General features: G+C 38.5%; 20 protein-coding genes and 1 riboswitch. Of the genes, 6 read left to right on the top strand and 14 right to left on the bottom strand.

Going from position 1 to position 16326, the window contains the following annotated elements:
- Positions 1–81: 81 nt before the first annotated feature.
- The 3 genes from L8T27_RS02685 to L8T27_RS02675 all read right to left on the bottom strand — a co-directional run bounded on the left by L8T27_RS02685 (position 82) and on the right by L8T27_RS02675 (position 1898).
- A complete protein-coding gene (locus tag L8T27_RS02685) occupies positions 82–903 on the bottom strand; it encodes a YihY/virulence factor BrkB family protein (RefSeq protein ID WP_233316320.1) in 822 nt (273 codons plus the stop codon).
- A 111-nt stretch (positions 904–1014) separates the two neighbouring features.
- Complete coding sequence (locus L8T27_RS02680; RefSeq protein ID WP_233316319.1) at positions 1015–1389, bottom strand: YtxH domain-containing protein; 375 nt, start codon at positions 1387–1389, stop codon at positions 1015–1017.
- A 35-nt stretch (positions 1390–1424) separates the two neighbouring features.
- Positions 1425–1898 carry a low molecular weight protein-tyrosine-phosphatase gene (locus tag L8T27_RS02675; RefSeq protein WP_233316318.1) on the bottom strand — a complete coding sequence of 158 codons (474 nt, stop codon included), beginning with the start codon at positions 1896–1898 and terminating at the stop codon, positions 1425–1427.
- A 192-nt stretch (positions 1899–2090) separates the two neighbouring features.
- Between L8T27_RS02675 and L8T27_RS02670 the strand changes: the two genes are divergently transcribed.
- Complete coding sequence (locus tag L8T27_RS02670) at positions 2091–2315, top strand: DUF1128 domain-containing protein (protein WP_233316317.1); 225 nt, start codon at positions 2091–2093, stop codon at positions 2313–2315.
- 24 nt (positions 2316–2339) lie between these two features.
- Here the strand turns inward: L8T27_RS02670 and map are convergent, their stop codons facing one another.
- The 3 genes from map to treR form a co-directional block, all read right to left on the bottom strand.
- Positions 2340–3098: a type I methionyl aminopeptidase gene (gene map / locus L8T27_RS02665; RefSeq protein ID WP_233316316.1), complete on the bottom strand. Its 759-nt coding sequence runs from the start codon at positions 3096–3098 to the stop codon at positions 2340–2342.
- A 126-nt stretch (positions 3099–3224) separates the two neighbouring features.
- Positions 3225–3740, bottom strand: a complete 516-nt coding sequence (locus tag L8T27_RS02660) for a type 1 glutamine amidotransferase domain-containing protein (RefSeq protein ID WP_237940683.1) — start codon at positions 3738–3740, stop codon at positions 3225–3227.
- A gap of 80 nt (positions 3741–3820) precedes the next feature.
- Positions 3821–4531 (bottom strand): trehalose operon repressor, encoded by a 711-nt coding sequence (gene treR, locus L8T27_RS02655; protein WP_237940681.1) that lies wholly within the window; start codon positions 4529–4531, stop codon positions 3821–3823.
- A 333-nt stretch (positions 4532–4864) separates the two neighbouring features.
- Between treR and L8T27_RS02650 the strand changes: the two genes are divergently transcribed.
- Entirely contained in the window at positions 4865–5188 is a 324-nt protein-coding gene (locus tag L8T27_RS02650; protein ID WP_233316313.1) for a helix-turn-helix domain-containing protein, read from the top strand.
- 218 nt (positions 5189–5406) lie between these two features.
- Here L8T27_RS02650 and L8T27_RS02645 read toward each other — a convergent pair whose 3' ends face one another.
- Complete coding sequence (locus tag L8T27_RS02645; RefSeq protein WP_311315909.1) at positions 5407–5526, bottom strand: anti-repressor SinI family protein; 120 nt, start codon at positions 5524–5526, stop codon at positions 5407–5409.
- 39 nt (positions 5527–5565) lie between these two features.
- Positions 5566–5651, bottom strand: a riboswitch (cyclic di-GMP riboswitch).
- A gap of 664 nt (positions 5652–6315) precedes the next feature.
- Between L8T27_RS02645 and L8T27_RS02640 the strand changes: the two genes are divergently transcribed.
- Complete coding sequence (locus L8T27_RS02640; RefSeq protein ID WP_233316312.1) at positions 6316–6642, top strand: helix-turn-helix domain-containing protein; 327 nt, start codon at positions 6316–6318, stop codon at positions 6640–6642.
- A gap of 93 nt (positions 6643–6735) precedes the next feature.
- On the opposite strand, the gene L8T27_RS02635 is transcribed toward L8T27_RS02640, so the two are convergent.
- The 5 genes from L8T27_RS02635 to L8T27_RS02615 form a co-directional block, all read right to left on the bottom strand.
- Positions 6736–7647 carry a pseudouridine-5'-phosphate glycosidase gene (locus tag L8T27_RS02635; protein WP_192486523.1) on the bottom strand — a complete coding sequence of 304 codons (912 nt, stop codon included), beginning with the start codon at positions 7645–7647 and terminating at the stop codon, positions 6736–6738.
- A 14-nt stretch (positions 7648–7661) separates the two neighbouring features.
- Positions 7662–8759 carry a carbohydrate kinase gene (locus L8T27_RS02630; protein ID WP_192486524.1) on the bottom strand — a complete coding sequence of 366 codons (1098 nt, stop codon included), beginning with the start codon at positions 8757–8759 and terminating at the stop codon, positions 7662–7664.
- Between the two features lie 135 nt (positions 8760–8894).
- A complete protein-coding gene (gene motB, locus L8T27_RS02625) occupies positions 8895–9713 on the bottom strand; it encodes a flagellar motor protein MotB (protein ID WP_237940679.1) in 819 nt (272 codons plus the stop codon).
- On the bottom strand, positions 9706–10506 hold the full coding sequence (gene motA, locus L8T27_RS02620; protein ID WP_192486526.1) for a flagellar motor stator protein MotA: 801 nt from the start codon (positions 10504–10506) through the stop codon (positions 9706–9708). Before motA ends, motB begins: the two co-directional genes overlap by 8 nt.
- 219 nt (positions 10507–10725) lie before the next feature.
- On the bottom strand, positions 10726–11103 hold the full coding sequence (locus tag L8T27_RS02615; RefSeq protein WP_192486527.1) for a DnaJ family domain-containing protein: 378 nt from the start codon (positions 11101–11103) through the stop codon (positions 10726–10728).
- Between the two features lie 142 nt (positions 11104–11245).
- On the opposite strand from L8T27_RS02615, the gene L8T27_RS02610 reads away from it, so the two are divergent.
- Together L8T27_RS02610 and L8T27_RS02605 are read left to right on the top strand one after the other, a co-directional pair.
- Positions 11246–11404: a hypothetical protein gene (locus tag L8T27_RS02610; RefSeq protein WP_233316311.1), complete on the top strand. Its 159-nt coding sequence runs from the start codon at positions 11246–11248 to the stop codon at positions 11402–11404.
- Positions 11405–11566: 162 nt separating this feature from the next.
- A complete protein-coding gene (locus tag L8T27_RS02605) occupies positions 11567–13657 on the top strand; it encodes a DNA topoisomerase III (protein WP_237940677.1) in 2091 nt (696 codons plus the stop codon).
- Between the two features lie 28 nt (positions 13658–13685).
- Here the strand turns inward: L8T27_RS02605 and L8T27_RS02600 are convergent, their stop codons facing one another.
- Positions 13686–14876 (bottom strand): MFS transporter, encoded by a 1191-nt coding sequence (locus tag L8T27_RS02600; RefSeq protein WP_192486529.1) that lies wholly within the window; start codon positions 14874–14876, stop codon positions 13686–13688.
- Positions 14877–15073: 197 nt separating this feature from the next.
- On the opposite strand from L8T27_RS02600, the gene L8T27_RS02595 reads away from it, so the two are divergent.
- The gene (locus L8T27_RS02595) at positions 15074–15511 is read left to right on the top strand and encodes a MerR family transcriptional regulator (RefSeq protein WP_192486530.1); all 438 of its coding nucleotides are present in this window, start codon (positions 15074–15076) and stop codon (positions 15509–15511) included.
- A gap of 36 nt (positions 15512–15547) precedes the next feature.
- Here L8T27_RS02595 and pgmB read toward each other — a convergent pair whose 3' ends face one another.
- Positions 15548–16213 (bottom strand): beta-phosphoglucomutase, encoded by a 666-nt coding sequence (pgmB, locus tag L8T27_RS02590; RefSeq protein WP_237940676.1) that lies wholly within the window; start codon positions 16211–16213, stop codon positions 15548–15550.
- Positions 16214–16326 lie beyond the last annotated feature (113 nt).

Raw genomic sequence — 16326 nt, 5'->3', positions numbered from 1 at the left:
AGTTTCCCCAAGCTTAGTGTGTGATGACGAACAGCTTTTATGATAGGTAAAAACCGGTTAGCACTGTAAAGTATGCCAAGTTTAGCAAGGCTTCTTTTTACGGCTTGTGAAAATGGCATTAACGATACCGCCGATAATAATAATGATGCCTGTCAAATAAAACCAGATCATCAATACAATGATGGCGCCAATCCCGCCATATGTTGCCGAATAATTACCGAAGTTGCCTACATAAAAAGAAAAGCCTAATGAAACTGCAACCCAGCCCACTGATGCAAAAATAGCGCCTGGAACAGCACTCACACAAGTGATTTTCTTATTTGGTGCAACCCAATATAATGCTAAAAATACAATGAATAAAATTACTGGAGTCACTAAAAATCGCAGTGCTCGCCAAACACTTAAAAACTCATCCGATAAACTAAACTGAGAAAATAAAAACACTCCTATCTGTTCGCCGAATACTGGCAGCAGCAGTGCAATAACCACTACAGCAATCATACCTAATGTCAGTACAACAGACATCGCTCTTGCAACGATAAAGGAACGTGTTTCTTCTACTTCATAAGCTTTATTAAATGCCTTGATAATAGCATTTAAACCATTTGAAGCAGACCAGATTGTTGCGATGATACCAAAGGACAGCAATGTCCCATTTCTGTTCAGAACCTGCTCCAGGTTTGTTTCAATAATATCCATACTTTCCCCTGGAGCAAAGGTTGAAATTAAGTTTAATAAATCATCCTTTGTGATAGGTAAATACGGCAATAACGTCATCATGAAAATGATCAGCGGAAAGATCGACAGCAAAAAGTAATATGCGAGCTGTGCCGCTAAATCAAATACATCATCATTTTTTATTTTTACTGCCAGCTGCTTAACAAAGCCCATTGCCTCTCCCATAAAACTCCACCTGCCTATATATCGGTTTAGCTAATAATGTTCTTTTCCCCTACTTCATGCAAGGACAAACCTTTTATCAGCATTTATCCCCTCACTAGGCATATAAGCTGTTTAGTGTGTATACTGCGGCAAATACTGCGTGCTGGAAGTCAAACCTTGTGGCTTGTACTCTTCCTGAGTACCATCAGTAGTAAATGCTTCCTTCGTTTCTTTCACAATGCTTGCAATTGTCGGTGTAACTTCTTTCAATTCTTCTACCTTATCCAAAATGAAAGCCACATCATTGGAGACCTTCTCTGCTGTTTGCTTCACCTTCTCAGAAGTTTCTGTAATGCTCGAAGACATCGTGTCAAAGTCAGTGATTGAAGTCGTTAAGCGCTTCATATTGTACATGGAAGCCTTCCTTGTCCGTTTATCAAGCATACTCAACGAAGCTCCTATCAAACCGCCCAATAAAAGTCCTTTTACTAAGCTAAGCTGTGCCATTATGCATCTTCCTTCCTTTTAAAAGTTAGCGGCAATCACAAATGGTATTTACTTCTAATATCCTGAAGCAAGCCTTGACAGCCCACCGTTACCATCTGGAATACCTCATCGAAATTGCCTGTATAATAAGGGTCAGGCACTTCATCATATACCCGAATTTCGGCAAAATCCATCAACAAATGAACTTTATTTTCCTCGAGCTGCTCATTTAGAAGCCTGATATTTTCACGATTGCTGTTATCCATCGCTATTAAATAATCAAAGCTTTCCAAATCAGCTGTATGAAGCTGCCTTGCTAGTATTCCTGCATCACTTATTAGATTCTTTTTTAGAATCTCCCTTGTACCTCTATGCGGCGGATTACCTATATGCCATCCACCAGTTCCTGCTGAATCGCATGTAATGCTGTCCTGCAAATTTTCTTTTTTTACAAGATCCCGAAATACTGCCTCTGCCATTGGTGATCTGCAAATATTTCCTAAGCAAATAAATAACACACGAACTTCCATCCTATTTTCCCTCCAACTTATTTAGAACATACATCATTTCATTTAGATGTTTTGTTTTTAGCTTATCGTAATTTACTTCCAATTGAAAAGGCAAAATTAAATTGACATTTCTCTTTACACATGAAAAGATAGAAAAAAAAGTGGGACATAGATTAAATATGAATCAAGGCCTGCATAAAGGAGAGATATCTTTTGAATTTAGATGTTAAATCGACTGAAAATGTGGAATACATGATTGAACAAATAAAAGAAAAACTGAAAGTACTGAACCTTGGAGCGATTAAACCAACACATTTCGATGAAGAAATGTATACAGAACTGAAGGAAATTTATGATCATATCATGAAAAGAGATTCCTTCAGCCCGAATGAAATGCAAGCATTAGCAGAAGAATTGGGAAATCTCCGCAAAAAATAAAAGAGAAGGCTATCCTTCTCTTTTTTATATACCTTCTTCCTGGTCTGTCAGGATAATCGGCCCGTCCTTCGTTATGGCTATTGTATGTTCATATTGTGCGGAGTATGTACCATCTTTTGTCCGGGCAGTCCAGCCATTTGCGTCCATTTTGACAGGATATGCTCCGATATTAATCATTGGCTCTATGGTGAAAACCATGCCTTCTTTAATTCGCGGTCCTTTACCTTTCTCGCCAAAATGAGGCACCTCAGGTTTTTCGTGAATAACAGCACCAATACCATGGCCGATGAAATCTCTTACAACAGAGTATCCCTCTTCTTCTGCATATTGTTGAATGCTAGCGCCAATATCACCAATCCTGTTGCCAATCTTCGCTTGCTCAATTCCAATATACAAAGCCTTTTTTGTAACTTCCAGCAGCTTTTCCGTTTCATCAGATACTGTTCCAACCTTATATGTCCACGCAGAATCAGCCAAGCCTCCATGTAAATTCACAACCATATCAACTGTGATAATATCACCAGACTTTAGCTCCTCCTCTCTAGGAAATCCGTGACAAACCTCATCATTAATGCTTGCACAAATGGCATAAGGGTAATCACGATAGCCCTTTTGCTCAGGCGTAGCACCTCTTTCCTTTAAGAAACCCTCAACAAACTTTTCTATCTCCATTGTAGTAATCCCAGGCTTTATCATTTTTGCAATCTCTTTATGACAGGCAGCTAAAATTCGGCCAGCCGCTTTCATCTTTTCGATTTCTCTCATTGACTTCAGTACAATCATGAATTATATTCTCCTTTTTTAGTTGCATGTTATTATTTTCTTTATTGCATATCTTTATCAAGATTATAAGCAAAAACGAAAAAAAATGCCTGCTAGTAAACTAACAGGCACTTTTTTAAAAAACCTTTATTTTTCGAGCAGCTTTAATGATTCTCTTGTGAAAGCAGGAATATCTTCTGGCGTTCTGCTTGTTACAAGCTGTCCGCCACATACAACAACTTCTTCATCCTTATATGTTGCACCAGCATATTCCATATCGACTTTGATAGATTTATACCCGGTAGCATTTCTGCCCTCTAATGTCTTTGCTGTGATTAACAGCTGCGGACCATGGCAGATTGCAAATACTGGCTTTTTGCTGTCCATAAATTCTTTTGTAAACGCAACAACACGATCATCACCGCGCAGCTGGTCAGGAGAAAATCCTCCAGGAATAAATAAAGCATCAAAATCACCTGCAGAGACCTCATCAATGCCTTTATCAATCTTAACCTCAGCTTTGTTCTGTTTGCCTGTCACCGTTTTGCCGGCCTCGAGTTCAATTGTTACTACTTCATGGCCAGCTTCCTTGAAGGATGTTGCCGGCTCCGTATACTCTGAATCCTCGAACATATTAGTTATTAATGTTGCAATTTTACTCATATAGGGAACATCTCCTTCTATTTTTGATTTCAGAGATAAAGTTCCCTTATTGGACAAGATAAAACATCCTTTAATAAATTTTATTCATTTCTTCTTGCAAAATCTACAAATCGAAACTTATCTGGCCTGTGTCTGGATTCTGTATATTGAAAAAGGGCAGCGTTTTCAAAATAAATATAGTTTTTAACGACCACAATGGCCTGAAACCCCTCTAAATCAAGAAGGCGATAATCCTCCTCAGTAGGTGTTTCCACCGTGAATTCCTTTCTCGCAAAGCCGATTTTCAATTTTAAATCCTTTTCAATATAGTCAAAAATAGAGCGTCTGCATATTTCCTTTGTCAGACCTGGTACAAATTTTTCAATAATATAGTCTTTATCCAGGATAATCTTTTCTTTATTAATTTCCCTTATACGTAAAACTTCCCAAATGGATTCATCCTTCTTCAAGTTCATTTCCTTTTGAAGAACAGGTGACGGGTTCTTTCTTTCAAAGCTTTCAATATGTGTCACCGAACTGGAGCCCATTTTCTCTGCTAGTTCTTTAAAGCTTACAAGACCGGATATTGGGAATTGCAGTTTCTGCATATCCAGGACAAGCGACCCTTTGCCGCGCAATTTCTGAATATATCCCTTCTGAGCAAGAATGTTCAACGCCTTGCGAATTGTTTCGCGTGAAGTGTTATAGCGTTCAGCCAGTTCATTCTCAGAAGGTAATATGCTGTTTGGGGCATAACTGCCGTTTCTAATTGCTGTTTCTATTTCTTCAAATATAATTAGGTATTTATTCATCCTTATCACCATCGCTCAAATCTTCCTCTATCTTCGCCTTTATTCTACCTTTTTTATACGAGCTTGTCTAAATACGAAAAAAATAAAATAATAATAAAAAAAGGTTTAAATGCTAACAGAACAGGGTATTGGATACGATGACACTTTATAAACACTGCTCTTATTAAAAGTGGAAGCATTAAAATTACCAGCAAATAAGGAATAATTGTATATTTTATGAATTTTTTTTGGTAATATTAACAAAACCATCGAACAATTCGTTCTTTATATGGAACTTTTGGATTATATTTGTTATGATATTATTACATATAGTGATAAGGTGTGTGAGACTGTATGATCGGTGATCGTGTAAAAAAACTTCGCTTAGAAAAAAGAATGTCCTTGTCAGAACTTGCTGAACAAGCAGGTGTTGCAAAATCTTATTTAAGTTCCTTGGAGCGGAATCTCCAGTCAAATCCATCCATACAGTTTTTAGAAAAAATAGCTACTGTTTTTAATGTTCCTGTAGATCATCTAATTAATGAACAGCAAAATAAAGATGATCTTGATTCAGAATGGCTGAAAATTGTTAAAGAGGCAATGGACTCAGGCGTTTCCAAATCTGAGTTTCGCGAATTCCTTGAGTATAATAAATGGAGAATTGAACAAAAAAAATAGAACTTTTCACAGTTCGCTTAAATAAGATTACTTAAAGACACAAATATTTTGTGTCTTTTTTATTTTACACATGCACCTAAAGGGAGCAGAAATAACTTTCTTGCCCTTAAATATTCTGAATATTATAATAATTATAAGCGCAGTTAAATGAATGCATTCATATTGTCTTTAGGGTGTACAGAGTTCTCATTAGGATACTATATTAATTAAGCAATCTCTTAATCGTTATGGATGAAATTGCGCACATCTTGTATGTCCAGCCCGATACTTTTAGCTTCCTTCATTAACTGAATCCATTCTGTGTCTAGTTCTTCTACCATTAATTTTTCTTCAATCACTTAATTATGCCCCTCTCCCAAAAATACTTTTCTTTGTACTTTGGCAGTCCGGCTGTCATTGTTCAGAAACATTAGACCCGTGACTTTGCGTCCCAATCTTTCGAATTGGTTTGCCCTTCAATCTTTTATGCATTTAATTATATATCTTTTCTTTTTTCATATGTGCAAAATTTTGTAAGAAATTTATACATTTTACCAAATATTTTTCTACTTTTTTCTACAACAATACCTTTTCTTATTACAATATAACGTTAATTTTGTGGGGAATTGTTATATTTTGTCGAACTCCCCCATGAATCCTCTGGTTTCTTTTTTAATATATTGGTTTCTATAGGACGACAATACTTTTTTAAAAGAGTAATTAATATGAATTTTTTCAAAGGTCATTGCATCAAAAAATGGGTATTTTGTCAGGTCATTGTTGCACACCGGACAGAACCATTCCCCTCTTTCTGCGCTGCTGTAAGATGGTCTGTTGCACTTATCGCAGTTTTTTCTATACATAATCCACCTGCTAACCTATTAGTTTCAAATATATGCTTTATGAATGAACAAAATTAGTTCTTTTTAAATGATTTTTCGTTCTTTTTATCGAACCAATGAGTTTAGTATAGTTCAATTATCTCATTTTGGAAAATTCTAAAATCCGCTATTTTTTCTCTTTAGAGAACGGTTATCGTTCTTTTTCTCGAATTTTCTCGTGAATGCTAGCTTTTTTGTATTTTTTATTGAACAATTCGTTCGTTATAATGAAAATGTGTTTAATAATACATAAGGAGATTATTCTATATGGTTGGTGCTGCACTAAAAAGACTGCGGTTAGAAAAAGGCTATTCCATTAACGAGCTATCTGACCGTGCAGGTGTTTCGAAGTCTTATTTGAGTTATATTGAGCGAGGCATCCAAAAGAATCCCTCTTTACAGGTCCTTTCAAAGCTTGCTACCACGCTTGATACTCATGTGGAAGAACTCCTCGAAACAAATTCTAACGGGGCGGAATACTTAGATTCAGAATGGATTAATTTAGTAGAAGATGCTATAAAAGAAGGAATTACAAAGGAAGAATTCTCATGCTACTTAGAATTCATTAAATTCAAGAAGACATCTGCAGATTAATGACAAGGCTTTTGGAATCGTTTCCTAAAAAAAAAGGCATATGGAAGCTTCCCTGTTAAAGAAAGCACCATATAGCCTTTTGCCAGTCATTTATTATTTATTTAGTTCAACAGCAATCTTAGAGCCGACCTCAGCATTATTTTTCACTAATGCGATATTAGCTGTCAGACTTGATCCTTCTGTCAGTTCCTTTACTTTGCTAAGCAAGAATGGTGTAACATTTTTCCCGCTGATGCCGTTTGTTTTTGCTTCATTCAATGCAGTTTCAATGATGTTCGTTATATAGGATTCTTCCATTGCATCCTCTTCTGGTATCGGATTAGCAATTACCACACCGCCTTTTAAGCCAAGCTCCCATTTCGTACGAATCATGTCAGCCGCCAAACCTGGCTCATCAATACGGAAGTTTACATTAAATGGGCTTGTTCTTGTATAGAATGCCGGCAATATTTCAGTGCCATATCCAACAACCGGCACACCAAATGTTTCTAAATACTCAAGTGTCAAGCCGATATCAAGGATTGACTTTGCTCCTGCACACACAACTGCCACACTTGTTTGAGCCAATTCCTGCAAATCAGCAGATATGTCCATTGTCTGTTCTGCCTCACGGTGGACTCCCCCGATGCCTCCTGTAACGAACACTTCAATCCCGGCAAGCTCAGCACAGATCATTGTCGCAGCAACAGTAGTTGCACCATTTTTCTTATTGGCAATCAAATATGGCAAATCTCTTCTGCTTGCTTTCTCAATATCATCGCTTTTCGCCAAAAATTCAATTTCATCATCTGAAAGCCCGATTTTAATCTTTCCGTCAATAATGGCAATCGTTGCTGGAACTGCTCCATTTTTGCGGATGATATCCTCTACTTCTTTCGCTGTCTCCACATTTTGCGGATAAGGCATACCATGTGAAATGATTGTCGACTCAAGGGCTACAATCGCTTTATTGTTCTTCTTTGCTTCTAATACCTCTACTGAATACTCTAGCCATTCTGTTTTCATTTATAATATCTCCTTTAATCAAAGTATTTTTTGAACGTGTCTTGCAATTTCTTCTGATTTAATAACGGGTTGACTGTTTCATGTGATTGCAGTGTCATTAATGAGCAGGCAACCCCAATTTTACAGGAGTTTTCCGTATTTAATCCTTTTAAATACGAGTACATGATTCCGGCAACTAAAGAATCTCCTGCACCTGTTACATCTGCAACCTCAACAGGAGGCGGCAAAATAACACCGGCTTCTCCAAGCTTCGTAAAGAATATTAAGCCCTTGTCACCACGGGTAATTACAACCCGTTCAACACCCTTTTTCATGATGATTTCAGCTGCTTTAAAGAAGTCTCCTTCTTCATAGATTTTCATTTCTGACAATGCCTCTGCCTCGTCCTTATTGGCAATCAGCCATGTCACCCCTCTTAAGTCACTTGGCAGCTTCTTCACTTTAGGAGAAGAAACTGGAGTAACACAAAGCTGGAGATTTTCCTTCCTGCATCTGACAATGATTTGCTCTAGCACGTCTGCAGGGAAATTAGTGTCTAATATAATCAATTCAGATGACGCAATATGCCCCCAGCGTTTTTCAATAACGTCTTGTGTCATACTGTCGTATATCGACATATCAGCTAAAGCGACAGTCATCTCCCCTTCTACATCAAGAAGAGCAGTGTAAGTGCCTGTTGCATACTCTTCTGAGATAATAGTCGGCTTCATATCAGCATAGAGCTTCGTATAATCGATGATCCAATCCCCGCCATGATCTGCTCCAACCATAGTCAATAAGGAGCTGTCCATTCCAAGCCGGCCAAGATTCTCCGCAATATTCCGGGCAACCCCGCCACAGGACTGACTGGTGCTGGCAGGGTTGGAGGTTCCAAACTTAATTCTTTCCTCCACTTGAATCTTCCTGTCAATATTAGCTCCACCAATGCAAATAACTTCTTTTTTCTGCGGCAAAACATAAGCACGCCCAAGAAGTTTTCCTTCACGTGTTAAAGCAGAAATATACCCGGCAACCGCTGATCTGGATAACCCTGTTTTTTCTGCTAGTTCATTTTGTGTTAGAAAAGGGTTCTCTTGGATAAGCTGCAAAATGGTAATCTCTTTTTCATTCATATTTTCACCCCCGAACAGTATGTATCAGCTTTTTAAACTTTTGTTTATATTATAAACTTTTGTTAATTAGAGAACAAGTCTTAATTTCTAATTTTTCCAATTCACTGTTTTTTCACAAAAAAAAGAAGACTATCTCTAGTCTTCTGAAACGGTTCTCGGCTGTATTAAGATTTCAACACGTCTGTTCTTTTCTCTTCCTTCTTCTGTTTTATTGCTGGCAATTGGCTTGAATTCTCCATAGCCTTTTGCACTAAAGGAACTTGGGTTCAGCTTGTTATTATCCATTAACAGCTTCATGAAATTGATTGCTCTTGAAACACTTAAATCCCAGTTTGAATCAAATTCAGAATTTTTGATTGGCACATCGTCTGTATGTCCGCTGACTATGATGCTTCTCGGCGGCTCCATAACTAATAGTTTAGAAATCTCGGAAACTAGATGTTCGTCTTTTCCGCGGATATTGGCGCTACCAGAGGCAAACAGAACATTATCTCTGATGGAAACAAGCAGGCCTTCATCTGTTAACGAGGTTTCCAGCTTGTCCTCCAAATTGTTCTTTTCTATATAACTATTAACTTTATCTTGAATACCTTGCAATTCTTCTTGATCCTGCTTTTGCTGAGCTTCGGTTAACTCTTCTTCTGACACTTCTTTATTAGCAGAGGTTTTTTCTTCTGCAGCGTCACCTTCGGTTTTATTGTTCTCATCTAAGTCAGACTTCTCTTCTACTTCTACAGGAGTAGGACTTGGATATTCAAAGATACCAGTACCTGCTTGAAATTCTTGATTAAAAACTTCTGCCAATGCAGCAAACTTTTTCTGATCAACAGAGCTCATTGCATAAAGAACGATAAACAATGCCAGCAGTAGTGTCAGCAAATCTGCGTATGGAACAAGCCATGATTCGTCTACATGCTCCTCATGATGCTCCTTTTTCTTTCTTTTTTTACTCATTAGCGCTCACGCTGCCTTCCAGTTCTTCTAGGAATTTTTTCCTTTCAGAAATCGGCAAATAAGATGCTAGTTTTTGTTCGATAACACGTGGTGCTTCCCCTTCTAGGATAGAAAGGATACCTTCAATCATTAAATATTTTTGTTTCGCTTCAATTTTTGATTTTCTTTTCAACTTATTGGCAAATGGATGCCATAATACGTACCCTGTAAAGATACCAAGCATTGTTGCAACGAACGCAGCAGAAATTGCATGTCCCAATCCTTCTGAATCATCCATATAACCTAGTGCAGCAATAAGACCAATAACGGCCCCAAGCACTCCAAGTGTCGGTGCATATGTTCCTGCTTGTGTAAAGATTAATGCGGAAGCTTGATGGCGCTCTTCCATTGCTTCAATTTCTTCTGATAGAACATCACGAATATACTCAGCACTTTGTCCGTCTACTGACATAGACAAGCCATTTTTCAAAAATGGGTCTTCTACTTCGTCAGTTTTTGATTCTAATGCCAAAAGACCTTCTTTACGAGCTAATTGTGCCCACTCAGAAAACATGCGGATTAATTCCTTCGTATCTGGAACCTTTTGTTCCTTAAAGATGATGCCAAATAATTTAGGAACCTTTTTAATTTCACTAGTAGGGAAGGCGATGACAACTGCCGCTATAGTCCCTAATACGATAATCAGAAGGGCTGCTGGGTTGGCAAGCACGGAAGGACTTACCCCTTTGAAGACCATTCCGACCCCTACTGCAACGATTGCTAGTATGATACCAATTAATGATGTTTTATCCATAAAAACCACCTATCTTACAGTTTATTTCTTCTATCTTTTATTACTATTGCTTTTTTGTTTCATTACAGTTTGATTACTTTCTCTTCCTTTTCTTCGACATTTCCCAGCAAATTTTTAGAAAAAAAGTGATTTTTATTTATATGATTTTTGTGAACTTTTTTTGAACACTGTAAAAACACAAAAAAAAGATGCCTATTTCAGCATCATCAGAGTATGAACTTAGCGGGTCAGCCTATCTTCTACCTTTTGCTGGTAGCTGCCGAAAAGTTTTGAATGGCTGTTCCCTGTCCGTTTTTTCATCATTTTATGGAATTGTATCTGCTTCTGGTTATATTTCGTCTGCAATTCGGCCGCTTCATCTTTATCAGCACATGCCTTCAAGAGATTCTCTATTGTAAGCAGCTCTTGCTTTAGTTCATTTTCTTCCAGAGAAAAGCCGCTGTTTTTCAAAATCCGGTAAGCCATGCGCAGTTCCTCTGGCACTGCTGCCAAGCTGTCTTTAGGCAGCGGTTTACCAAATCCCGGCAAATTATTAAATTCACCTTCTTGATACGCTCTTTTTATCTTGTCTTCCGAAACGATTGTAGAGAAATCCATGATTTGCACATCCTTTCCTTTATTTTTATTATAACTTACAACCTATCTTAAAATGCTCGATAATATCCATTTAAAAATTGTTTCGTACAAGAATAGGAATTCTTATTTTTCAGGACAATATAAAAGAAAAGAAAGGGGTGTAATGATGGCAAGAGGAAAAGATTTCGAACATAAGAAAAAACATCATCCTGGTCCGCTTCCAGAGGGTGTAAGAAAACATACACATGCAGAGGATGCACCTGAAGACGAGGAATTTATCGTCACACAAGAAGCATTTAAAAATCGTATAGAAGAAGACTGACTGCTAGGCAAGCCGGCTCCTTGCCGGCTGCCCTTCCCTCATAACCAACCTCCCTTTTATCACTTCCATTACAACAAATGGTATACTATTGTTGATAAGACCTAAAAATTGCAAGCTAACTTAGCTTGTTTATTAGAAAAACAGGTGCTGGAAGGAGCAAATATGAAATCACTTGTACTTTGTGAAAAACCGAGTGTGGCCAGAGAGATTGCCAGAGTTCTCGGATGCCAAAAGACAGCGAAAAGCTATATAGAATCAGACAAATATATTGTGACATGGGCATTAGGCCATTTAATTGAATTAAAGATGCCAGAGCATTATGACCCTAAATATAAAACTTGGAATTTAGACGACTTGCCAATTATTCCTATAAAGATGGATCTTAAAGTTATGAAGCAAACTAGCCACCAATATAAGGCGATTGAACAGCTTGCTAAAAGAAAAGACATTAAAGAGTGCATCATTGCAACAGATGCTGGGCGTGAAGGAGAATTAGTTGCGAGATGGATATTGGATAAAATCCGCTTCCAAAAACCGATGAAGCGTCTCTGGATTTCTTCTCAGACTGACAAAGCTATCCTTGACGGTTTCCGCAGCTTAAAGCCAAGCAAAGAGTTCGACCGGCTTTATGCTTCCGCTGTTTGCCGAGCACAAGCTGATTGGCTGATTGGCTTAAACGTATCCCGAGCTTTAACAACAAAGTTTAATGACCCGCTTTCTGCAGGAAGAGTGCAGACACCTACTCTGTCTCTAGTTATTGAAAGAGAGAAACAAATTCAAGCATTCGTTCCAAAGGAATATTGGACAATTAGTGCAAGAATCGGTGAATCAACTGCTCACTATGAAAAGAATGGCGAAAAGCGAGTTTTCTCAAAAGAACAAATGGAAGCCATTATTAACAGTACAAAAGATAAACAAGCAAAAGTTGTCTCCATGACACGCAAAGAGAAAACAGAACACCATCCGCTACCGTATGACTTAACAGAACTACAGCGCGATGCGAATAAGATTTTCGGCTTCTCAGCGAAAAAGACATTAAATGTCCTTCAAAAGCTGTATGAGCAGCATAAATTAGTGACATACCCAAGGACAGATTCCCGCTACTTAACGACAGATATGAAGGATACGATGTTTGACAGACTGCAAAGCGTGTCAGCCGCTTATAAAGAAGAAACTCAAAAGCTGCTTGTTAAAAAAGGCAAAGTGGAAGCTCCTAATATATTTAATAATGACAAGGTCTCTGATCACCATGCCATCATTCCGACAGAACAGCCAGTATTCCTACACAAGCTTGATGGAGACGAAAAGAAAATTTACGATTTAATTGTGAAAAGATTCTTATGCCTGTTCTATCCGAAGCATAGATATGAGGTTATTGCGACAACACTGACAATTGGCGAACATCAATTTGTCATCCACGATACGAATGTTATCGAACCAGGCTTTAAAGTATTAACAGGTGCAAAAATTGCAAACAATCCTCTGCTAAGCTCCGTGAAGCAAGGTGAGGAGGTCCGTGTTCATTCTATAAAAAGCGAACAAAAGTGGACAGAGCCGCCGCTTCGCTACAGTGAGGCTGATATCCTCGGGAAAATGGAGAAATTCGGACTTGGTACACCAGCAACAAGAGCAGAAATTATTGAGCGTCTTGTCGCCACAGAGGTTGTAGAACGACAAAACGGCCGCTTTTATTCAACTCAAAAAGGTAAACAACTCCTTGAACTTGTCAATGATGACTTGACGTCGCCTGAGCTGACAGCACAATGGGAGAAAAAATTAGAAGATATTGCAAAAGGCAAAGCAAATCCAGATAAATTCATGGAGGAAATCAAGCAACAGACAAAGCAGTTTATTTTGGAAATCAAAAATAGCAATAAAGCCTATAAAATCCAAAATCTGACTGGATCAAAATGTCCTGAGTGCGGATCTTTCTTGAAAGAGAAAAACACGAAAAACGGCAAACTTCTTGTCTGCTCAAGCATGGATTGCAATTTCAGCAAACGGAAGGACCCTAAGCTTTCCAACAAGCGTTGCCCGCAATGCCATAAGAAAATGGAAATTCATAACGGAGTAGCAGGAACATACTTCCAATGCCGCTCATGTAATGTAGTTGAAAAGGCTGCTGACCGTAAAAAATCCGTCAGCAAAAAGGAAGAACGCAAACTTGTGCAAAAGTATACGAAGGATGAAAGCTTCGGTAACAGCCTTGGTGATTTATTAAAGGCCGCTATGAATAAGGATGAAGATAAATAAAAAAAGTAGACCCTATGGTCTACTTTTTTTAATGAGAAATCCGGTCCACGTGATGAAGATGTTTTCTGCCTGTTGCAACAGTTACCATCGCAAGCAATACAAACACTGCTCCAACTATAAACGGCACATGAGGTGAATAAACCTCTGCCAATTTATTTGCAAGCCATGGACCAACCGCACCACCAAAAAAGCGGACAAAGCTGTAAGCAGCTGAGGCTGTAGCTCTTTCAACAGGAGCAACCTCCATAACGGCTGTAGTAATCAGTGTATTATTTGTGCCTAAGAAAAGACCTGCCACAATAACAGATAAGATAACCACTTCCTTGCTGTCTGTCCAAATACCCATCGTAAGTAAAGTCAGCGCAAATAACAGCAGCATAGCAGTCATGGATTTAATTGTACCGAATTTTTCCTGCAGCCTTGGCGCAATCAAGACTGATGTAATTGCGAGACATAATCCCCACCCTAAGAAGACATATCCTAAACCATGTTCATCTAATTCCATTACGAATGGTGAGTACGCCATCAATGTAAAGAATCCAATATTGTATAAAAAGGCAGTCAGGCCTAACCGAAATAAGCCTGGGTATTTAAGTGCCTTGATCGGATCTAATACAGAGCTTTTTACCTTCGGCTTTTCTAATTTAGGCATTTTCAGCAATAATGCCAAAAACGCAATAATCATTAATATGCTTACACCGAAAAATGGGCCTCTCCACGAAATGGAACCCAATTCTCCTCCTAGAAGAGGTCCTACTGAGATCCCCAGTCCAATGGCTGCCTCATATAAAATTATCGCTTTTGCCGTTCCACCAGTTGACAGGCCTACGATAGCGGACAACGCTGTTGCGATAAATAAAGCATTCCCAAGTCCCCATCCACCGCGGAAACCGACAATCTGCCAAATACCGTTAGACGATCCAGCTAATCCAGCAAAGACAATTGTAAACAAAATTCCTGTCAACAACGTCCACTTTATACCAATTCTGCTTGAAACCACTCCTGTAATCAGCATAGCAATTCCTGTAATCAAGTTATAGCTGGAAAACAATAAAGACACCTGGCTTGGTGTCGCATCCAATTGCACAGCAATCGCTGGCAGGATTGGATCAACCAGCCCAAGTCCCATAAAGGAAATGATGGTTGCAAAAAAGATGACCCATATAACAAGCGGCTGCTTGTTTGGTGTTTCTAATGACGTAACAGTCTCCCTGCTCATTCATATCAACCTTCTTTTTATAATTTAATACATTTAATAATCCAAATAAAAGTATAGACCTAATTAACGTTTACGTCAACGTTAATGTTTGTCAGTGAATCACTTGCTCTTTTCTTTTTAATATGCCAAAGTTATTAGTAAGATTTAACGCAATACTGCTGCCTGAATGGGAGCATTATCTAAAAGGAGCAAGAGCTATGGAACTGCTAAAAATTGATGATGTAGCAAAAATGAGCGGATTAACGAAGCGGACCATTCGTTATTATGAGCAGATAGGATTAATTCCTTCTCCACAAAGAAGCGATGGCGGATACCGTTTATATACAGAAGAACATGTGTCACTGTTAAAAAAAATAACGAATGCTAAGGATGTTCTCGGTTTTTCTCTTCAGGAACTCCAGGATTTCATTGCCTTAAGTGATGCTTTAGAGCTGCAAAAACTAGATTACCGCCAAGTAAAGGGAACGAATCTGCAAAGAGAAAAGCTAGAGAAAATTTTAGAAACAACATTAGAGCAACTGAAGCTGATTGAACAAAAAAAGCAAAATATCCTTAAAGTAGAGGAAGATATTTTGTCACTGAAGAACCGAGCTGAAGCTGCTTTAAAGAAGTGGGCCGAGGAAGACAATAAATAGAAAAATCCAGCAAAGTCTATGCTTGCTGGATTTTTTTTATCTGTTTGCAAACCTGCGCAGCAGTTCATCAAGGGTCAAATGATCCGTGCTTGGCACATTCCACTCCGCCTGCTTTAATTCAACTGATCTTCCGATGCTCACAGAGAACATTGGTGTCGCCATAATGCCCTGCAATCCTGCCTCACCATCTTCCACTGCAGCACAGCAGTCATAGGGAATACCAAGGCAATCTGCTGCTGTAAGGAATATTTCTGGGTCTGGCTTGCCTTTTTTCAGCTTATGAGGATCAACGATACACCCAAACCAATCCTTGATACCGAATTTCTCTAAAAGAAATGGAGCATTGGAGCTTGAGGAGGCAATCCCCATCTTGATGCCCGATTCCTTTAGACTAAACAAGAATTCATACATGCCTGGAAGCATATCGTCCTTCGTAAAGCCGGTAATCAGTTCTCGGTAGTATTCCCCTTTTTTATTGCCAAGCAACAGTTTCTCCTCCTCTGTCACTTCTCTTGCACATCTATTGGCAAGCTCGTCCATTAATATTTTTCTTGGTATCCCCTGAAAACGAAGATTATCTTCCATTGTATAGGACACCTTCAGCTCATCAGCAACTCTTTTTGTTGCCTCATAATAAAGATGCACAGTATCAGCAATAACTCCGTCAAAATCAAAAATAACAGCTTTTAAAGATGGGTTCATGATTTCCTCCGAATCGTAATAGTCTTTATATTATAGCAAAAACCTGGAGGTGACACCTTCTGTTGCGATTATAAGAGTGAGTTTGTGCAAAAGCATTATCGGAACATAGCTTT

This window comes from Niallia sp. Man26, assembly GCF_022049065.2.
GTDB lineage: Bacteria > Bacillota > Bacilli > Bacillales > Cytobacillaceae > Niallia.
This window is presented reverse-complemented; position numbering and strand designations above follow the sequence as displayed.

Excerpts from the sequence above, each read along its gene's own strand:
- L8T27_RS02685 (WP_233316320.1), bottom strand. The coding sequence starts at position 903 with ATGGGAGAGGCAATGGGCTTTGTTAAGCAGCTGGCAGTAAAAATAAAA.
- L8T27_RS02680 (WP_233316319.1), bottom strand. The coding sequence starts at position 1,389 with ATGGCACAGCTTAGCTTAGTAAAAGGACTTTTATTGGGCGGTTTGATA.
- L8T27_RS02675 (WP_233316318.1), bottom strand. The coding sequence starts at position 1,898 with ATGGAAGTTCGTGTGTTATTTATTTGCTTAGGAAATATTTGCAGATCA.
- map (WP_233316316.1), bottom strand. The coding sequence starts at position 3,098 with ATGATTGTACTGAAGTCAATGAGAGAAATCGAAAAGATGAAAGCGGCT.
- L8T27_RS02660 (WP_237940683.1), bottom strand. The coding sequence starts at position 3,740 with ATGAGTAAAATTGCAACATTAATAACTAATATGTTCGAGGATTCAGAG.
- treR (WP_237940681.1), bottom strand. The coding sequence starts at position 4,531 with ATGAATAAATACCTAATTATATTTGAAGAAATAGAAACAGCAATTAGA.
- L8T27_RS02650 (WP_233316313.1), top strand. The coding sequence starts at position 4,865 with ATGATCGGTGATCGTGTAAAAAAACTTCGCTTAGAAAAAAGAATGTCC.
- L8T27_RS02640 (WP_233316312.1), top strand. The coding sequence starts at position 6,316 with ATGGTTGGTGCTGCACTAAAAAGACTGCGGTTAGAAAAAGGCTATTCC.
- L8T27_RS02635 (WP_192486523.1), bottom strand. The coding sequence starts at position 7,647 with ATGAAAACAGAATGGCTAGAGTATTCAGTAGAGGTATTAGAAGCAAAG.
- L8T27_RS02630 (WP_192486524.1), bottom strand. The coding sequence starts at position 8,759 with ATGAATGAAAAAGAGATTACCATTTTGCAGCTTATCCAAGAGAACCCT.
- motB (WP_237940679.1), bottom strand. The coding sequence starts at position 9,713 with ATGAGTAAAAAAAGAAAGAAAAAGGAGCATCATGAGGAGCATGTAGAC.
- motA (WP_192486526.1), bottom strand. The coding sequence starts at position 10,506 with ATGGATAAAACATCATTAATTGGTATCATACTAGCAATCGTTGCAGTA.
- L8T27_RS02615 (WP_192486527.1), bottom strand. The coding sequence starts at position 11,103 with ATGGATTTCTCTACAATCGTTTCGGAAGACAAGATAAAAAGAGCGTAT.
- L8T27_RS02610 (WP_233316311.1), top strand. The coding sequence starts at position 11,246 with ATGATGGCAAGAGGAAAAGATTTCGAACATAAGAAAAAACATCATCCT.
- L8T27_RS02605 (WP_237940677.1), top strand. The coding sequence starts at position 11,567 with ATGAAATCACTTGTACTTTGTGAAAAACCGAGTGTGGCCAGAGAGATT.
- L8T27_RS02600 (WP_192486529.1), bottom strand. The coding sequence starts at position 14,876 with ATGAGCAGGGAGACTGTTACGTCATTAGAAACACCAAACAAGCAGCCG.
- L8T27_RS02595 (WP_192486530.1), top strand. The coding sequence starts at position 15,074 with ATGGAACTGCTAAAAATTGATGATGTAGCAAAAATGAGCGGATTAACG.
- pgmB (WP_237940676.1), bottom strand. The coding sequence starts at position 16,213 with ATGAACCCATCTTTAAAAGCTGTTATTTTTGATTTTGACGGAGTTATT.